Below are 14,928 nucleotides of genomic sequence, written 5' to 3'. Positions count from 1 at the left end.
CCACAATATGGCCAAGCGTACATTTGAAATCTACCGCTACGATCCGGATAAGGACGCGGCGCCGCGCATGCAGACGTACGAGATCGAGATCGACTCGCATGAGCGCATGCTGCTCGACGCGCTGGTGAAACTGAAGGCGCTCGACGAAACGCTGTCGTTCCGCCGTTCGTGCCGCGAAGGCGTATGCGGTTCGGACGCGATGAACATCAACGGCAAGAACGGTCTGGCGTGTCTGACGAACCTGAACGATCTGCCGCAGAAGATCGTGCTGCGTCCGCTGCCGGGACTGCCGGTGGTGCGCGACCTGATCTGCGACTTCACGCAGTTCTTCAACCAGTATCACTCGATCAAGCCGTACCTGATCAACGACACGCCGCCGCCGGAGAAGGAGCGTCTGCAGTCGCCGGAAGAACGCGACGAGCTGGATGGTCTGTACGAGTGCATTCTGTGCGCGAGCTGCTCGACGTCGTGCCCGAGCTTCTGGTGGAATCCGGACAAGTTCGTGGGTCCGGCGGGTCTGTTGCAGGCTTATCGTTTTATCGCGGATAGCCGTGATGAGGCGACCGGCGAGCGGCTCGACAACCTCGAAGATCCGTACCGTCTGTTCCGTTGCCACACGATCATGAACTGCGTCGACGTCTGCCCGAAGGGACTGAACCCGACGAAGGCGATTGGCAAGATCAAGGAATTGATGGTTCGCCGCACTGTCTGACACGCACACATCGACGCACGCATCGCTGCGTCGGCTGGAGTCCTGTTCCGGGACTCCAGCATCTTCATTCTTCCCTATGACGTCGCTCGATTGCGTTTACAGATAGCTGCAAACGTAGTCGAGCGTCTCGATCACGTCGATGTCGAAACGGCTTTTGCCCGGCACCGAAAACGACTCCCCCGCGCTATAGGTTTTCCACTCGTCGCTGCCTTCGAGGCGGATGCGGCATTGGCCCGCCTGCACTTCCATCAGTTCCGGCGCGTCGGTGCCGAAGTTCAGCGTGCCCGGCAGGATCACGCCGAGCGTCTTGCGTGAGCCGTCGGCGAACAGAACGGTGTGCGACACGCATTTGCCGTCGAAGTAGACGTTGGCGCGTTTGATAACGGAAACCTGATCGAATTGCGTAGCGGCCGTCATGGCGATGTTCCTGTGAGTCGTCGTGAAAGAATGCGCGTGCGCCGCGTGGCGGCACCGCTGCTAGATGCGTTTTGCGCCGACCATCGACGCAAGCGTGCGGTCGGATGCAAGCCCGCCATGATACAGGCGAGCGCGGCCGTGCAACGACATGCGCATCGCGCCGCGGTTCAGTCGGCCCGGCGCCAGCGGCCAGACTCCTCGCATACGACTACCGGTTGGCCGTCCAGCAACACTTGCTCTGTGTCTGGATGCGAGGCGGCCAATGCAGCAACGTCGAAGTCAATGTGAAGCGCGCGCGCCACATGCGCGTCTTCGATAGGAAGCTCCCACGTCAGGAACATCTGCACGCAATGCTGATCCAGCGTGAAGTCGCTCGCATTAAAACCGCTGCTGTCGCGACGGATTACACCATGAGGCTGGCCGGTGTCGAATATCAGCGCCGTGCCGCGCGTCAACGGAATACGCTGACCTGTGCCCGCGAAATGCACGTCGAAGCCCTGGTCTTCGGTGAGGAAGAGATTGCAGAACGCCGCGCCGCCATACTGCTCGGCGTCGTGGTGATACCTCGCGCCGCGGCACGCCATCAACGCTACGTCGCTCGAGGCCAGCACGCCGGGTAATCCGAGTGAGTGCGTCCAGTCCGACATCGCCTGCACGCAACGCGGGTAGTCCGGCCAACGCACGCGCGTTCGCGCGAAAGGCATCGCCTCGACGTCGCCAGGTTCCAGGTTCATGCGCGACGAGGTTTCTCTTTCCCAATCCATTAACACACGCTGCGGGGGCATGGGTATATCGACGACGCCCGACAGCACGACGTCGCTCACGCGCCGACTGCGAATCGCATCGCCGCTGGAGAAATAGGAGATCAGCATATCTCGCGCGTTAAACTGTTCGGATGACGAATCATCTATGTATCGTAACCATTAGAAGCGATGTTTGCTTCCGACTCAAAGCCAGCGCCAGATGCCTGCCGCGAAGCCCGAAAGCGGAATATGCGCCCACGTAGCGGCAAGCCACACAACCAGGCCACCGAGCAACGTGTGTGCGAAGTGACCGCCCACGAAGGCAAGCGCGGCTGCGATGACTGTGATGCTGGTTTCCATTGAATGGCTCCTGAACGAAGGTTCGAAACGCGGCCGCATTGCCACTACCTGGAAACCAGATGAAGAACAACGCAGTTCGTCGCGCAGTCGCCGCGTGCCTCGTATTGTGCCTGAGTGCCTGTGCACACCATGCAAGGGATCAAATGGCAAGCCTCGCATTGGCTCTCGGCAGATTACTCGTGATCCTTTAAAGTAAGCGCTGAAGTTCACGGCGAAGACGAGTTCAACGAGGATTTTTCTTCCGCTCAACAGCCGCGCTTTGCCACACCTTCTTCGCCCGTCACGGAGACCGCCAAATTGCTCATTCGCCAACTTGTTCCATCCGACGCGCTGACCTTTCAAGCCCTGCGTCTTTCAGGACTGAAGGAGACGCCCACATCGTTCGCGTCGAGCTATGAAGAAGAAGTGCATCGTTCATCCGATGACATCGAAAGGCAGTTAACGAAGCAGGACGACCACGGAGTTTTTGGCGCGTTCCACGACACGCAGCTAATAGGCATTGCAGGACTCGGACGCGAGAACCACACCAAGTTGCGCCACAAGGCGTTCGTCTGGGGCGTCTACGTCGCACCGGAACAAAGAGGCCGCGGTGTCAGCAGAGCCCTCGTCAGCGAGGCGATCCGTTTTGCGCAGTCGGTGCCTGGCATTACGCAAGTCAACATCACGGCCAACGCATGCAACGATGTCGCTATCCGGCTTTATTCATCGCTCGGATTTAAACAGTTCGGACTCGAGCCTGGCTCGATGATTGTCGAAGGAAAGCGGTACGACGAAGTGCATATGTCGTTGCACTTCGAACCACGCTGAGATCTACAACCGCACATAAGGTTGCGACAAGGCCTTCGCCGACCTGATCAGATCTTCAAGCATCGTCGCGCGCTTCTCGGGATCGGTATCGCGGCTCGTCATGAAGCACAGCGCCGCGACGGGAAGACCCGTGCGATCGCGTATCGGCGCGGCCATGCAGAGCCGGAAAGTGTGAGACAAGCCTTCCGTGCAGCAGTACCCCTGTTCGGCGGCGCGCTGCACGTCATGAACGAAATCGTCGAAGTCAATGCGTCTGCCGTTGTCGAGCACGAAGTCATCGTCTGGAATCAGGCTGCGAATTTCGTCGGCACGCAAATGAGCGAGCAGCAGGCGTCCAGACGCCGTCCACGGAATCGGCACCTTCACGCCAATGTCGGAACTGATATTGAACGGCCGCGAGCTGTTCTCCGACAGCACTACCGTGTACTTGTTGCCTTCGAGCATGCACAACTGCGCGGTCTCGTCGTGGGTTCGCACGAGTCCGAGAATCGCCTGGTGCGCGCGGCTGATCAGATCATTGTGAACCGCATAGTCGGCCCCGTAGTAATGCATCTCGCGGCCGAAGAACACGCTGCCGTCGGGCGTTGTCTCGAGCCAGCCCGCTTCCGTGAGCATGGTCACCAGTTCGTAGATGCTCGAGCGCGGCGCGCCCGTCGCTTCGATCAACTCGCGCATCGTCATCGGGCGCCGCGCAATATGCAACTGCTTCAGAATGCCGATCACGCGATCGACTCCCCTGGCCCTGGTTGATTCCGGTGCAGACATTCATTCAACTCCGTCAGCGATAGGGTTCGCACTGTATCTGTTATGTGACGCGAGTCTGGCATGCGGCGGGCGATGCGCCGTGCGGCCCCTCAATGGTCGAGCACGCGATGCAGGAACTGCCGCGTGCGTTCGTTCTGCGGATTCACGAAGATCTGCTCAGGCGCACCTTGCTCCGCGATCACGCCTTTATCCATGAACACGACACGGTCGGCCGTTTTGCGCGCGAAACCCATTTCATGTGTGACGACGACCATCGTCATCCCGTCGCGCGCGAGTCCGCGCATGACTTCCGTTACTTCGCCGACGAGCTCCGGGTCGAGCGCGGACGTGGCTTCGTCGAAGAACATGATGCCCGGTTCGACGGCCAGCGCTCTTGCAATGGCCACACGTTGTTGCTGGCCGCCGGAGAGCTGGCTCGGATAGTGTTCGGCGCGGTCCGCGAGACCTACTCTGTCGAGCGCCTCCATGCCGCGCTTGCGCGCGTCGGCCGCATTCATCTTGCGCGCCTTGATGAGCGCCAGCGTCACGTTGCCGAGCGCGGTCTTATGCGGAAACAGATTGAACTGCTGGAACACCATGCCGACGTGCCCGCGAATCTCCTTCGCGCGACGTGCATCGTGAAGCGGCACGTCGTTCACCCAGACTTCGCCCGCATCGGCTGTTTCAAGGCCGCTCATGATGCGCAGCACCGTGCTCTTGCCAGAACCCGATGCGCCGATCAGCACGAGTACTTCGCCCAGCCGCACGTCGAGATCGATTTCCTTCAGGACCTGCGTGGCGCCGAACGACTTGCCGACGCCCGTGAGTTTGATAATCGGCTTCGACGTAGTGACTGTGGTCATGACAGCAGGCTCCTTCTTCGGTCATGGTGGCGCACCCACTGCGATAGTGGAAAGCACACGATGAAATAAAGCACGGCAACGAGTCCATAAATCTCAACCGGCTTGCCAATCCGGTCGACGATGGCCTGCCCGCCATGCATCAATTCCGACATGCCGATCATGCTCACAATCGACGTGTCCTTGATCAGCGATAAGTACTGGCCGATAAGCGGCGGCATCACGATCTTTCCCGTCTGCGGCAAGATCACCGAGAAGAACGCCTGCGTCTTGCTGAGCCCGAGAATCTGCGCGACTTCCCATTGGCCTTTCGGCACGGCTTCGATGCCCGAGCGGAACACCTCGGCAATGTAGGCGCCCTGATAAACGCTTAAGCCGACGACGCCCGCGGCGAATACATCGATCGCGTAGCCGAAGTAGGACACGCCGAAGTAGATGAACATCAGCGTGATGAGCACCGGCGTGCCGCGAAACAGTTCGGTATAGAGCCGTGCGACGGTCGGCGTGCCCCACGGCCCGAACGAACGCAGCACGGCTGCGAGCAGGCCGATCAACGTTCCGCCGACAATCGCCGCCGCGGACAACAGCAGTGTCGCGAGCAATCCCTGAAAAAGGATGGCGAGGCTCGTCATTAACAATTCGCTCGACATGTTCGGTCTCCGGTTTCAGCGCTCAGGTGCGATCGGCCTGTCGTGCGACAAGAAAGAGTCGCCGCGTGCGTTTCTTCACTTCGAGCGGCGGATGAAAAACGCGCACGCCGATTTGGCCCGCGACCCACGACAGCACATTGCTAAGGAACAGATACGCAATCAGCGTGATCGTGAACGTCTGGATATAGAGCAGCGTGCGAGCATTGATGACAGTCGCCGTGCCGCTCAATTCAGGCAGCGCAATTGCCGACAGAAGCGACGTGCCCAGCAGCAACTGAATCAGGTTGTTGACGATCGCCGGATAAACCGCGCGCGCCGCCTGCGGCAACACAACCTCCATGAAAATCTGCGAGCGTTCGAGCCCGAGAATCGACGCGGCCTCGAGTTGTCCGCGCGGCACCGACTGGATGCCGGCGCGAAATACCTCGGCGAGATAGGCGCCGACGTTCACGCCCAACGCGATCACGCCTGCCGTATAAGCGTTGAGTGTGATGCCGAGTGAAGGCAACCCGAAGAACACGATGAAGATCTGCAATAGCACCGGCGTATTGCGGATCGCCTCGATATAAACACTCGCAATACCTCGCAGCAGCCGCACGCGCGACGCGCTCGCCAGCGCGGTCAGCAAGCCGAGCACCATCGACAGAACGAAGGCCAGCAGCGTGACCTGGAGCGTCAGCCACGACGCGCGAACGAAATCGTTCAAATAACCCGCGAGGGTTATCCATTCATAGCTCATGGTTCCTCCGTCCGTCGAACAACAACTTGCATGCGCGCATTCAGTACTGCGGATTCAGCGGAAAACGCGGCTCTGTTCCGAACCACTTCTTGTAGAGCTGCGCATTCTGTTTCGACGCATTGATGTTGAAGAGGAACAGGTTCAGGTAATTGAGCCACACCTGATCGCCCGCCTTCACGCCGAACGCGTTGTACTCCAGCGGCACAAGCGCTTCGTTGGTGACCGTCAGATTCGAGTCGAGCGATGCCTGATAGGCCAGAAAGTTGTTGTCCTCGATCATCGCGTCCGCCTGCCCCTGCTTCACCGCGAGAATCGCGGCCTGCGAGCTGTCGAACTCCTGAATCTTGACCTGCATGTTCAGCGAGCGCACTTCGTCGCCGTTCGTCGAACCCTTGACTGTCGCAATCGTACGATTGGCCATATCGTTGATCGACTTGATGCCGCTGCTTTTCTTGACCAGCAGCGCCTCGCTCGCCACCACATACGGATTCGTGAAGGCGATTTCCTTCGCACGTTCCAGGTTGCGCGTGAAGTTGCAGAACACCACGTCGACCTTGCTCGTTTGCAGGTTCGGAATGCGGTTCGCGCTCGTCGTGTTGACGACCTCGAGCTTGACGCCCATCTGCTTCGCCAGTTCTTTCGCGAGGTCGACGTCGTAGCCGTCGGGTTGGCCGTCCTTGTTGTAGAAGCCGAACGGCGCGAAGGTCAGGCAGTCGCCGACCCGCAGCGTGCCGCGCTGCAAGACCTGCTTGAGCGTCGAATCGGCTCCGGCGCTTTGTTCCGGCGGCGTCACCTTGGTACAGCCCACGAGCGTGAGCAACGCGGCCGCGGCAAACAAAGAGGCAAGTCGTGCGCTTTCCCTGACAAATCTCATTTTCGATCCCGGTCTGGTGTTGAAGCTTCGTGCGTGGAAGAAACGGCGATCAGCATGGTCTTCGCGGCATGTCCGCTATCGGCGGGACAGAAGTGATCGCGCGGCTGAAGTTGGTCGTCTGATATATCGGAATCGTGTCCGGCACAGCAGATAGTCGCAGTGTTTCATGCGAAAAAAATGCTGGCAATGGGGTATACACCGTCGAGCGCGGTGGTTTTTCGGCGATGGCGGGGAAGGTGGCGATGGCGGACGAGGCGCGAAAGCGCCCGTCCGTTTGCTGCTAGCCGAGGCGGCGATTTATGCGCGCGCGTCCCTGACGGCCGCGCGGAGGGCATCGACGAACATGTCGAGGTCCGCTTCGTTCATGTAGATATGCGGCGACACGCGCAGGCCTTGCAGCTCGCCGACGCAACGGTACTTGACGTGAATCGCGAACGATTCCCGCAATGTACGCTCGACGCGCAGGGCGTCGACGCCTTCGATAGAAAAGAGGCTCACGGCGCCGAGCGTTTCCGTGTCGAGCGGCGTGTGAAAGCGTAAGCCGGCGATGTCCGCGGCGCGTGCTGCCCAGTAACGGGTCAGCGCGCTGAGCCGTGCATGAATGTTGGCGGCGCCGATCGCCTGATGGAAGCGAATCGCCGGTTCGATGCCCGCTTGCAAGAAAAAGCCGCTGACCCACCAGGTTCAGCGGCTTTTTTGTCTTGGAACGCCGGTAATGCGCCCGAACAGGCGCATTACGCATCTAAAACGGCCAACCGGTTTAGATGCGGGCGCTTTTTCGGAATGGGTTGCTACACCGCACTGTTACCTTTCTCCGGAGAACATGTCATGAAGCACCCTTACCTGACCACCCGCAGCGGTTCGTCGCACTTCTATTTTCGCCGCAAGATTCCGCTCGACCTGCAGCCCCTGCTCGAACTCAAGGAGTTCTGGCGCAGTCTTGAGACGACCTGCAGGCAGACGGCCATCACGCGCCTGCCCACCGCCGCGCTCGAATATGAACAACTGCTGGCTCCCGCACGCGCCGCAGCGAACGCTACCCCCGATGCCGACTGGCTGCCGCGCTCCCTGCGCGCAGCAGGCGGCAATCAACCCGCGCCTTACCACCCTACCATCCAGCCGCCCGGAACCCTGCATCTGGCGGCAGTGCAGATTCCCCGACTGGTTGAGCGCTACAAGGCCAATGCCCTCATCAACGACGACGAGACGCGCCCGACCTGTTTCGCGCCCAGCCATCCGGACGCCGGTCCCAACGACGGCTACGACGACGAAGCGCACAGGAAACTGCTGCTCGAAGCACGCAAGTTATTGCGGCGAGCGCGCGCTGCGGACGATTTCTCGGCCATCCTTGAGTCGGTCGAAGAACATCTTGCGTGGGAGCGCGCGTGGCTGCCTGCGGCCTCGGAAGAGTTCGCCACTCTGCTGAGAGCGATGGCCGACGCCCAGTTGGCGGTCGTCGACGAGGAACTGCGACGAATCGACGGAGACATCGGCGCGACACCCGAACTGCTCCCGCTCGTCGATGAAAACGACACCTGGAGTGCCGCTGTGAACAAATGGATTGAGGAAGCGGCGCCCCAACCCAAGACCGCCGACGAGGTCCGAGCGCAGGTTGCTCGCTTCGAGCGACTGATAGGCATCATGCCGCTTACTGCCCTGACGCGCGAACACGTTGCACAGTTCAAGACCGCCTGTCTGCAGCAGGAACGCGTGAGCAAGAGCCGTGTGAACACCATCCTTGCGCTGCTCTCCCCGATAATCAACACAGCAATCAAAAAGATGCTGACCAAGCTTGCTGTGAATCCGTTTGCGGGAGCGAAATTCAGCAAGAAGGCTGTTCGCCGGGATGCTGACCCAAATGCCCAGCGCGATGCCTTCAGGATTCACGAGCTCAACCAGCTGTTTGCGTCCCGGGTGTACGTTGAAAACTATCGCCCTTGCAAAGGCGGCGGAGAAGCCGCGTACTGGCTACCCCTGCTCGGGTCGCATTCGGGCGCACGCCTGGAAGACCTCTGCCAGCTCCGCACGCGGGACGTGGTGCAGCGTGCCGGCGTGTGGTGCCTGCACCTGCATGACCTCAAGCGCGAACACCGGACGGGAGATGCTGGCATCAAGCGACACGTGCCTATCCACCGGACACTGCTTGAACTCGGCTGGCTCGCCTACGTCGGACGGCAGGACCGCGACGGCCTGCTCTTTCCCGAACTGAAGCTGAACAAATATGCTCAGCTCGGTGCGGTTTGGTGCAGCTGGTTTAGCGGTTACCTCGATGACGATGCGGGCCTTGATGACCCACGCCTCGACTTCCACAGCTTCCGCCATACGTTTAAGGCCTTTGCGCAGCTGTCCGGCATCGAAAATTCGGTAATCGAGGAGCTGGTCGGACACGCACCCGACAGCCAGTACGGTCTCAATGAAGCGGGCGAGAAACGGCTTCCCTTCCAGGTGCTTGTCGAAGCCATGCACAAACTCGAATTTCCTGGCCTCGAACTTGGCCATCTGTTGAATCGAGATGCGGCGGCACCGCTGGCCTAAGCGTACCGGGCGCCTCCAGCAACCACTTTGCGAGAGCCAGGTGTTGCTGGAGACAGCACCACCGCGCAAACCCGTGCCGAAGGAGCCTTAAGGCCTACGCAAAACCAACCTGGCACCCTCGCAGCGATAGCGGTTTTCCTCACGTGTACCAAAATCGACGCGGTCAATGGCGACCAGGGAGCGTGGTCGCACCCCGAGCGGAGGCGCGCACATGGAGGAAAGCAGAGGGGACCGCGCTATGCTGGCAGTGAAGTCCCCGTCGTCGCCACTTCCGCAACGCGCATCGCGCTTGGATTCGTCCTGGAGCGACGTGACGATGCGCTCAACACATCTTCGAAATACACTATACTTGGTGTCCACGTCCGGCTGGCACACAAGATGGAGCGTTTTCGTGGCCTTTGGTTAGTGCATCGTGCCGCCGGACTTCCCGCAAATGCATTCGCGCACGCGTCCTGTCTGCGCGTCGGTAGGACACGTATGAGCAGCTTATTCGAAGCGGCGAGAAGTGGGGACACCGCATTTTTTGCCGAAGGTCGACTTCAGTTCCGCCCGGTAGACCGCGTGTCGAATGCGACGAACCTGGTCGTGCGGGGGCGCGTCCAGATTCAGGTCAGAACCGGCAGCGTTATCGCAGTCGTGAAACTTCTCACGGACCGGGGCTTTTCGGTCGAATCTGCGTGTGCCTGGCTTGCCCGACAGCTTGGACTCCCGACTCCCGAAGCCTTCTGGGTCTGGGTTGAGAAGAACCGGCTGACCGATGGCTGGCCATACGGCGACACGCCGGTCAAACGCTGCTTCGCCACGGAATATGTTGCTAACGCTCAGCCGGTGCTACTCGACCGGCTCTCCGACCAGGTCCTCGCGGCACACATTAAAATTGATGATGTGCTGCTTGCGAGAATGGCGATGTACGATGCTCTGATTGGGAACGATGACCGACACGACGACAACCTGGTGTGGGCTCCACCCGTTGGCGCGTTACTCATCGACCACGAGAAAGCGATGGGAGGTGAAAATATGAACCTTTTCTCGACGATGCCCCGTCCAGGGCCCAACTATCTGTTGCGCCGATTGAGCATGCTGCCACGCGCCCGACGCCACGCCCTTCGTCCGACCGTAAATTCATTCTGCGCGGAGTGCATCAATGCGGTCGAGCGCATCCCGCTGGAACAAATCGCGTCCACGGCGTTGCTCGCGGAGCAGATGGAGCGCTATCTCGCACTCAGCGTCGACCGTCTGCATGAAGAAGTGTCCCAGGCTCTTGGACTTTCTGAGCTTTTCAACATCAGGCGCAATGACGTTGGCACTTCACCTCAATGACTACCTTTGAGCAACTTACCTTTCTATCGCCGGGCGACATGTGCACGGGAAGCGCACGTCTCGTATATCTCCAGATTGAGACGTCCGGCGAGCGGATTGCAATCGCCGTCCTCGGCGAATTCGCGAGTGGAGCCCCTTTCGCGCGGGTCGTCACGCGCAAGGTCCTGAAGTGCCTGCCTGACGATTTGGGCATCACCCTCCATTCTTTCGGTGCGCTTATCGTCGCGGACTATCTCGACTGGAGCGTACACAAGGGTCGCCCCGCCCAATGGGTCAGCCCACTGAGCGGTATTCAGACGGGCAAGGCCTTCGAAGTCGATGCAGAGGATGAGGAAGGTGTCGTTCAGGCAGCGCTGGAAAGATGCTCACTCTTCCATCGCAGGCCGGCTAATGTGAGTTCTTCATCCGACGATGACATTCGCGTGGTTCGACCAGCCTTTGAAAACCGGTTCGCTCAATCGGTCAAAAAGGAAGTCCTCACCCGCAAGCCGTCGCTGCACGCCGGCTTTAACCGGACATTCAGTTTGTCGAAATCGTCGACGGGCTTCGCGATTGATTACGTCGGTCAGGCATATGCGACGTGTTATGCCGCTATCGACCCGAAAAGCAAGAGCGCAGTACGTCTTCGAGCACCGTCGGCGGCGCTGTGGAGACTGGCCCGCGCACGAGATAGCTTTGGATTTATCACGCCGGACAAATTTGAGTTGACGGCCTGGGTCCCTTCCGCTGACTTGCCCATCTACTCAGACAGAGAGTACGAACTCGTTTCAGACATGGTCGACGAACTCCGGATGCAAGCGTCGAAAGAGGACCTCAGCGTCTTCCCTATTCACGATGCACGCTCAGCGTCCAAGCGACTTCTCGGTTACGAATCCTTGTCAGTTGTCGCGTGAGTCTGAGCACCCGTCATTGAATGTTGCGGTAAGGGCCAACTCTCTTTGTCATGTTTCAATCGTCACTGCGGACCGGCTTTTACCTTCCCGGTCTGAAGAGGCGAGCGCCTCGGGCTGAAACTCAGAGCAAACATGGGCAGAGAAGGGCTGGCGCCCTTCGCGCATGACTCTCAGCAGGAGCGACGTGTGCCCTCGCTCCCCTCCCCTCGCTCCCCTCAATACGCGCGCATCCCGTCGATAGAAAAGACGACACGCTTTTTTTGTCGAAGCCAGGCTCATGTCGATGCCCCGGCGTGACCACCCAAGAAACGTCTCTGATGGTCAACTTCCGCAATCCATGTCAAACACCCTAGAGGGAAATAGAGCGTCTCGCGATAAGCGAGAATTGTCTCTAATTTTCATGGGGTTACACAATCGACTCCGGCGCATCCTGACGTGAATCCGTACGCATTCTGACGTGGTTGGATAGCCTCAGGACATGTCATATTGCAAACGTCAGCTCGAGGCAGGCGATGAGTCCTGTCGAGCAAACATCGTCCACACGCCAGGCGACGTCACCCGGCTTGACGAGGCCTCCGGCGGCTTCAGGGAGGGATGTCGCGGTTGCTCCGGTAGCCAGGGAAGCGAAGTCTCTTCCGCTTTGCTCAGCGCATGTCGCGAAAACTGTACAGCACCCTTTGCAGTGAGCTTTACCGTCCAGGCGCCCAGCTCAGCTATTTCTGTCACGGCCTTCTTCAACTCGCGCGAGCGGCGCCGGGCGGCGATTGCAGCAGGTGTCTCTGATTGAGGACGATGCCCGGTCCGTGGGCTCACGGGTATATGCGCGCCCGCATCAGCCCAGACATATCGAGCAAGCTTATCAATGTGAAATGCCATCGTCGTACCGGCGCGAACCCGGAGCGACAACGCGCAATGCAGCGCCCGCGCACACTCCGACTTCAACGACAGCCGCTCATCCACGCAGACGACGGAGAAGTGACCGCCAAACAAGACCTCCGTAAGTCTCCAGTTCAGCAGCACGGTGACCCCCGTGCCGTTTCCGACCTGCCAGTTCAACAGTCGACTCTGAAATTCGCTGCCGTCGTCAATTTTCGACCATACAGTCACTTCGCACAGCCGTTTCAGTTCTGCACGCCGCTGCTCGGCTGCGCTGCCGCCTGCACCCCGACCCAGACGACGACAAAGCTCGTAGAAACTCACCGTGAGCTTGGCCGTGCGTGGCCGCCGTACTTCGCCTACCTGATACAGGTCCGACTCAATCTGACGTGTCTCATCGCCGGGCTCAACCGCTTTCTGCTCCGCCGCGAGCTCGAGCAAAACAAGCAGCAATGTCTGCTCGGGAATACCTAGCTGCTCGGGGCCACGCCACCGCCAGCCAATACCGTTGAAATCGAAACGGACGTCAAGTCTCGGACGGAAACCTCTGAATACAGGCTGAAAAAGGGCGGCCGACGCGAACGCTGGGTCATAGCGCACGATGCGTTCAACAGACATTCGTCGCTCCGGTATGCCGAGAAGTCGCTCGCCTGCCCTTCGACGCATCGCTCGCGACAGTACGTCGCTTCCCCCCTATCGACCCGGCGACAGCCAACGCCCCCGTTGTTGCATCCCTTCGAAGGATAAGCGGTTCGAAACCCTTTGAGCCGTAATTTGCTTTCGCGATGTCGAGGCGGACGAAGTTGCGCCGATGCGGCTCCGCGATACCCAGATAGCCGGCTGTCGATTCTGTGACGGCGGAGAGATTCGCCTGCCAGCGGATACTGTCAGTGAGTGCCGATGAGCCACGCGATGCACTCGCGTGCTCGCCAGCGCCTGCCAGCACAGAACTTCGATTCGCGTGATGCGACAGAAGCACCGCGGCACCTGACTGCGCCGCAATCCGCTCGAACGCTCCGACCACATTTGTCATATGCGAAGAATCATTTTCCTCACCCGAGTGAAAACGTCTGAGCGGGTCAACTATCAGCAGCCTCGCACTCTTCGCCATCTCGGCAACCTTCGACAGCGCATCCTCAACCACGTGCCCGTCAGCAACCAGCCCGAGTCGTTTGGCACCGGCCAGTGGATACACGAGAAGGTGCCGACTCAACCGCTCGACAAGCGCATCGCAGGCTCCTGCATCCTTGAACTCGGCCATCTCCTGGATGCCGTGTAGCGCTGCCTGCAGCCGCCACTGCATCACATCACGCGACTCTTCAGCGAGCAGAAACACGACCGGTGCGCCTGTGCCCGAGAGCTTGTGGGGTGTAAGTATGCCTCCGCCGACGGGTTTCCCGGCAGCAATGTCGCAGGCGATTTGCATCAGGAGCATTGTTTTTCCGACGCCGCCGGGTCCGATAAGCGCGCCCACTGTTCCAGCCAACAAGCCAGGCAACACGTGGTCAAGCGGGGGCGGCGGCTCACTTAACGCTTTGCGAATGTCGAGCCGATGGTCAAGCAGATTCATTCGCCCCTCCTCCTACGACATGGTCCGCGAGCCACGCTTGCACGTCGCATTCGCGCCAGCGCAACATGCGCGTACCCGGAATGTGTAAGCGAGGCGGAACTGCCATCGGGTTGCGGCGTATATCTTTGCGGATTGTTTGCGGGCTACGGCCAAGCAGAGCGGCCAAGTCTTCGAGTTCGAGTAGTTTCATGTGCTTCCGATGAGAGTTTTCTGACCACGAGCGGGCGACAGCGGCCCTGGCGTGCCTGTACGCGACACTGGTCGACGTATCGGGACATATAGGGCCGCGGTTTTATGTCTTCAGCGCTAATTGCGCGATGCCCGGGTGAAGCGCCGTTTTAGACGAGTGGAGGGAGTAGCTCGTCGCTTTTTGAACGCTTGCGCTCGTTGATGCCTTCGAGGTATGTCGGCTGGATGCCGTTTCGGCTGGCGACGCCGGCGACTGAGTGAGCACCCACTCCATCGCCCGGCTGGATAGTCCTCCGGCCACTCTCTTGCCAGCAACACCACCGCTGCACGCAGCACCAACTCGGGCGTTGCTCCGGGCGGACTTCTGGGAGCGCGTTTGCTACTACAACTTCCTTCAGGAATTCGTGCCGGCGTCGCGCGTCGCACCTCCTGCCGAATTTTGGGAACAAGGCAAGGCGCCCTTCGTGAAAGTGCTCGCGACAGTGCGGCCGGACGTTGTCATTGCTTTCAGTAAGCGCCTCGGCCGGATTCTGATACCGCTGTGTGACGAGGTGCCCTTGGCAAGGGTGCACCATCCCTCGACTGGCTTTGCCTATGCGAGGTGGAACTCAGTTATTACTGAAGCCTTGGATGAAGCAC

The 14,928-nt window shown here is 59.8% G+C and carries 16 protein-coding genes; 5 read left to right on the top strand and 11 right to left on the bottom strand.

The window, feature by feature from the left end:
• The first annotated feature begins 7 nt into the window (after positions 1–7).
• On the top strand, positions 8–712 hold the full coding sequence (locus CUJ91_RS18570; RefSeq protein WP_114156815.1) for a succinate dehydrogenase iron-sulfur subunit: 705 nt from the start codon (positions 8–10) through the stop codon (positions 710–712).
• A 96-nt stretch (positions 713–808) separates the two neighbouring features.
• Here CUJ91_RS18570 and ppnP read toward each other — a convergent pair whose 3' ends face one another.
• The 3 genes from ppnP to CUJ91_RS34880 all read right to left on the bottom strand — a co-directional run bounded on the left by ppnP (position 809) and on the right by CUJ91_RS34880 (position 2,232).
• The gene (ppnP, locus tag CUJ91_RS18565) at positions 809–1,129 is read right to left on the bottom strand and encodes a pyrimidine/purine nucleoside phosphorylase (protein ID WP_025602071.1); all 321 of its coding nucleotides are present in this window, start codon (positions 1,127–1,129) and stop codon (positions 809–811) included.
• 167 nt (positions 1,130–1,296) lie between these two features.
• Positions 1,297–2,001, bottom strand: coding sequence for a hypothetical protein (locus CUJ91_RS18560; RefSeq protein ID WP_114156814.1), 705 nt, complete (start codon positions 1,999–2,001; stop codon positions 1,297–1,299).
• A 75-nt stretch (positions 2,002–2,076) separates the two neighbouring features.
• A complete protein-coding gene (locus CUJ91_RS34880; RefSeq protein ID WP_244231059.1) occupies positions 2,077–2,232 on the bottom strand; it encodes a hypothetical protein in 156 nt (51 codons plus the stop codon).
• Positions 2,233–2,529: 297 nt separating this feature from the next.
• On the opposite strand from CUJ91_RS34880, the gene CUJ91_RS18550 reads away from it, so the two are divergent.
• On the top strand, positions 2,530–3,039 hold the full coding sequence (locus tag CUJ91_RS18550; protein ID WP_107710480.1) for a GNAT family N-acetyltransferase: 510 nt from the start codon (positions 2,530–2,532) through the stop codon (positions 3,037–3,039).
• A 3-nt stretch (positions 3,040–3,042) separates the two neighbouring features.
• On the opposite strand, the gene CUJ91_RS18545 is transcribed toward CUJ91_RS18550, so the two are convergent.
• The 6 genes from CUJ91_RS18545 to CUJ91_RS18520 form a co-directional block, all read right to left on the bottom strand.
• Complete coding sequence (locus tag CUJ91_RS18545) at positions 3,043–3,804, bottom strand: IclR family transcriptional regulator (RefSeq protein ID WP_029971455.1); 762 nt, start codon at positions 3,802–3,804, stop codon at positions 3,043–3,045.
• An 89-nt stretch (positions 3,805–3,893) separates the two neighbouring features.
• The gene (locus tag CUJ91_RS18540; RefSeq protein ID WP_114156813.1) at positions 3,894–4,646 is read right to left on the bottom strand and encodes an amino acid ABC transporter ATP-binding protein; all 753 of its coding nucleotides are present in this window, start codon (positions 4,644–4,646) and stop codon (positions 3,894–3,896) included.
• A complete protein-coding gene (locus tag CUJ91_RS18535) occupies positions 4,643–5,293 on the bottom strand; it encodes an amino acid ABC transporter permease (RefSeq protein ID WP_006047668.1) in 651 nt (216 codons plus the stop codon). Before CUJ91_RS18535 ends, CUJ91_RS18540 begins: the two co-directional genes overlap by 4 nt.
• A 22-nt stretch (positions 5,294–5,315) precedes the next feature.
• Complete coding sequence (locus tag CUJ91_RS18530; protein ID WP_006047667.1) at positions 5,316–6,032, bottom strand: amino acid ABC transporter permease; 717 nt, start codon at positions 6,030–6,032, stop codon at positions 5,316–5,318.
• A 40-nt stretch (positions 6,033–6,072) separates the two neighbouring features.
• Positions 6,073–6,906 (bottom strand): ABC transporter substrate-binding protein, encoded by an 834-nt coding sequence (locus CUJ91_RS18525; protein ID WP_053859662.1) that lies wholly within the window; start codon positions 6,904–6,906, stop codon positions 6,073–6,075.
• Between the two features lie 297 nt (positions 6,907–7,203).
• Positions 7,204–7,566, bottom strand: coding sequence for an aminotransferase class V-fold PLP-dependent enzyme (locus CUJ91_RS18520; RefSeq protein WP_114156812.1), 363 nt, complete (start codon positions 7,564–7,566; stop codon positions 7,204–7,206).
• A 168-nt stretch (positions 7,567–7,734) separates the two neighbouring features.
• Here CUJ91_RS18520 and CUJ91_RS18515 point away from each other — a divergent pair, with 168 nt between their 5' ends.
• The 3 genes from CUJ91_RS18515 (at position 7,735) to CUJ91_RS18505 (ending at position 11,654) form a co-directional block, all read left to right on the top strand.
• Positions 7,735–9,441, top strand: coding sequence for a site-specific integrase (locus tag CUJ91_RS18515; RefSeq protein WP_161966586.1), 1,707 nt, complete (start codon positions 7,735–7,737; stop codon positions 9,439–9,441).
• A gap of 477 nt (positions 9,442–9,918) precedes the next feature.
• Positions 9,919–10,761 carry a HipA family kinase gene (locus CUJ91_RS18510; RefSeq protein WP_114156811.1) on the top strand — a complete coding sequence of 281 codons (843 nt, stop codon included), beginning with the start codon at positions 9,919–9,921 and terminating at the stop codon, positions 10,759–10,761.
• On the top strand, positions 10,758–11,654 hold the full coding sequence (locus tag CUJ91_RS18505) for a hypothetical protein (RefSeq protein ID WP_114156810.1): 897 nt from the start codon (positions 10,758–10,760) through the stop codon (positions 11,652–11,654). Before CUJ91_RS18510 ends, CUJ91_RS18505 begins: the two co-directional genes overlap by 4 nt.
• Positions 11,655–12,149: 495 nt before the next feature.
• Here the strand turns inward: CUJ91_RS18505 and repC are convergent, their stop codons facing one another.
• The gene (repC, locus tag CUJ91_RS18500; RefSeq protein ID WP_161966585.1) at positions 12,150–13,148 is read right to left on the bottom strand and encodes a replication protein C, IncQ-type; all 999 of its coding nucleotides are present in this window, start codon (positions 13,146–13,148) and stop codon (positions 12,150–12,152) included.
• Positions 13,138–14,100 carry a helicase RepA family protein gene (locus CUJ91_RS18495; RefSeq protein WP_114156808.1) on the bottom strand — a complete coding sequence of 321 codons (963 nt, stop codon included), beginning with the start codon at positions 14,098–14,100 and terminating at the stop codon, positions 13,138–13,140. Before CUJ91_RS18495 ends, repC begins: the two co-directional genes overlap by 11 nt.
• Positions 14,101–14,928 lie beyond the last annotated feature (828 nt).

Origin of the sequence: Paraburkholderia graminis, from assembly GCF_003330785.1 — a bacterium.
GTDB lineage: Bacteria > Pseudomonadota > Gammaproteobacteria > Burkholderiales > Burkholderiaceae > Paraburkholderia > Paraburkholderia graminis.
This window is presented reverse-complemented; position numbering and strand designations above follow the sequence as displayed.

Excerpts from the sequence above, each read along its gene's own strand:
- CUJ91_RS18560 (WP_114156814.1), bottom strand. The coding sequence starts at position 2,001 with ATGCTGATCTCCTATTTCTCCAGCGGCGATGCGATTCGCAGTCGGCGC.
- CUJ91_RS18515 (WP_161966586.1), top strand. The coding sequence starts at position 7,735 with ATGAAGCACCCTTACCTGACCACCCGCAGCGGTTCGTCGCACTTCTAT.
- ppnP (WP_025602071.1), bottom strand. The coding sequence starts at position 1,129 with ATGACGGCCGCTACGCAATTCGATCAGGTTTCCGTTATCAAACGCGCC.
- CUJ91_RS18545 (WP_029971455.1), bottom strand. The coding sequence starts at position 3,804 with ATGTCTGCACCGGAATCAACCAGGGCCAGGGGAGTCGATCGCGTGATC.
- CUJ91_RS18510 (WP_114156811.1), top strand. The coding sequence starts at position 9,919 with ATGAGCAGCTTATTCGAAGCGGCGAGAAGTGGGGACACCGCATTTTTT.
- CUJ91_RS18530 (WP_006047667.1), bottom strand. The coding sequence starts at position 6,032 with ATGAGCTATGAATGGATAACCCTCGCGGGTTATTTGAACGATTTCGTT.
- CUJ91_RS18570 (WP_114156815.1), top strand. The coding sequence starts at position 8 with ATGGCCAAGCGTACATTTGAAATCTACCGCTACGATCCGGATAAGGAC.
- CUJ91_RS18535 (WP_006047668.1), bottom strand. The coding sequence starts at position 5,293 with ATGTCGAGCGAATTGTTAATGACGAGCCTCGCCATCCTTTTTCAGGGA.
- CUJ91_RS34880 (WP_244231059.1), bottom strand. The coding sequence starts at position 2,232 with ATGGAAACCAGCATCACAGTCATCGCAGCCGCGCTTGCCTTCGTGGGC.
- CUJ91_RS18505 (WP_114156810.1), top strand. The coding sequence starts at position 10,758 with ATGACTACCTTTGAGCAACTTACCTTTCTATCGCCGGGCGACATGTGC.
- CUJ91_RS18495 (WP_114156808.1), bottom strand. The coding sequence starts at position 14,100 with ATGAATCTGCTTGACCATCGGCTCGACATTCGCAAAGCGTTAAGTGAG.
- CUJ91_RS18525 (WP_053859662.1), bottom strand. The coding sequence starts at position 6,906 with ATGAGATTTGTCAGGGAAAGCGCACGACTTGCCTCTTTGTTTGCCGCG.
- repC (WP_161966585.1), bottom strand. The coding sequence starts at position 13,148 with ATGTCTGTTGAACGCATCGTGCGCTATGACCCAGCGTTCGCGTCGGCC.
- CUJ91_RS18540 (WP_114156813.1), bottom strand. The coding sequence starts at position 4,646 with ATGACCACAGTCACTACGTCGAAGCCGATTATCAAACTCACGGGCGTC.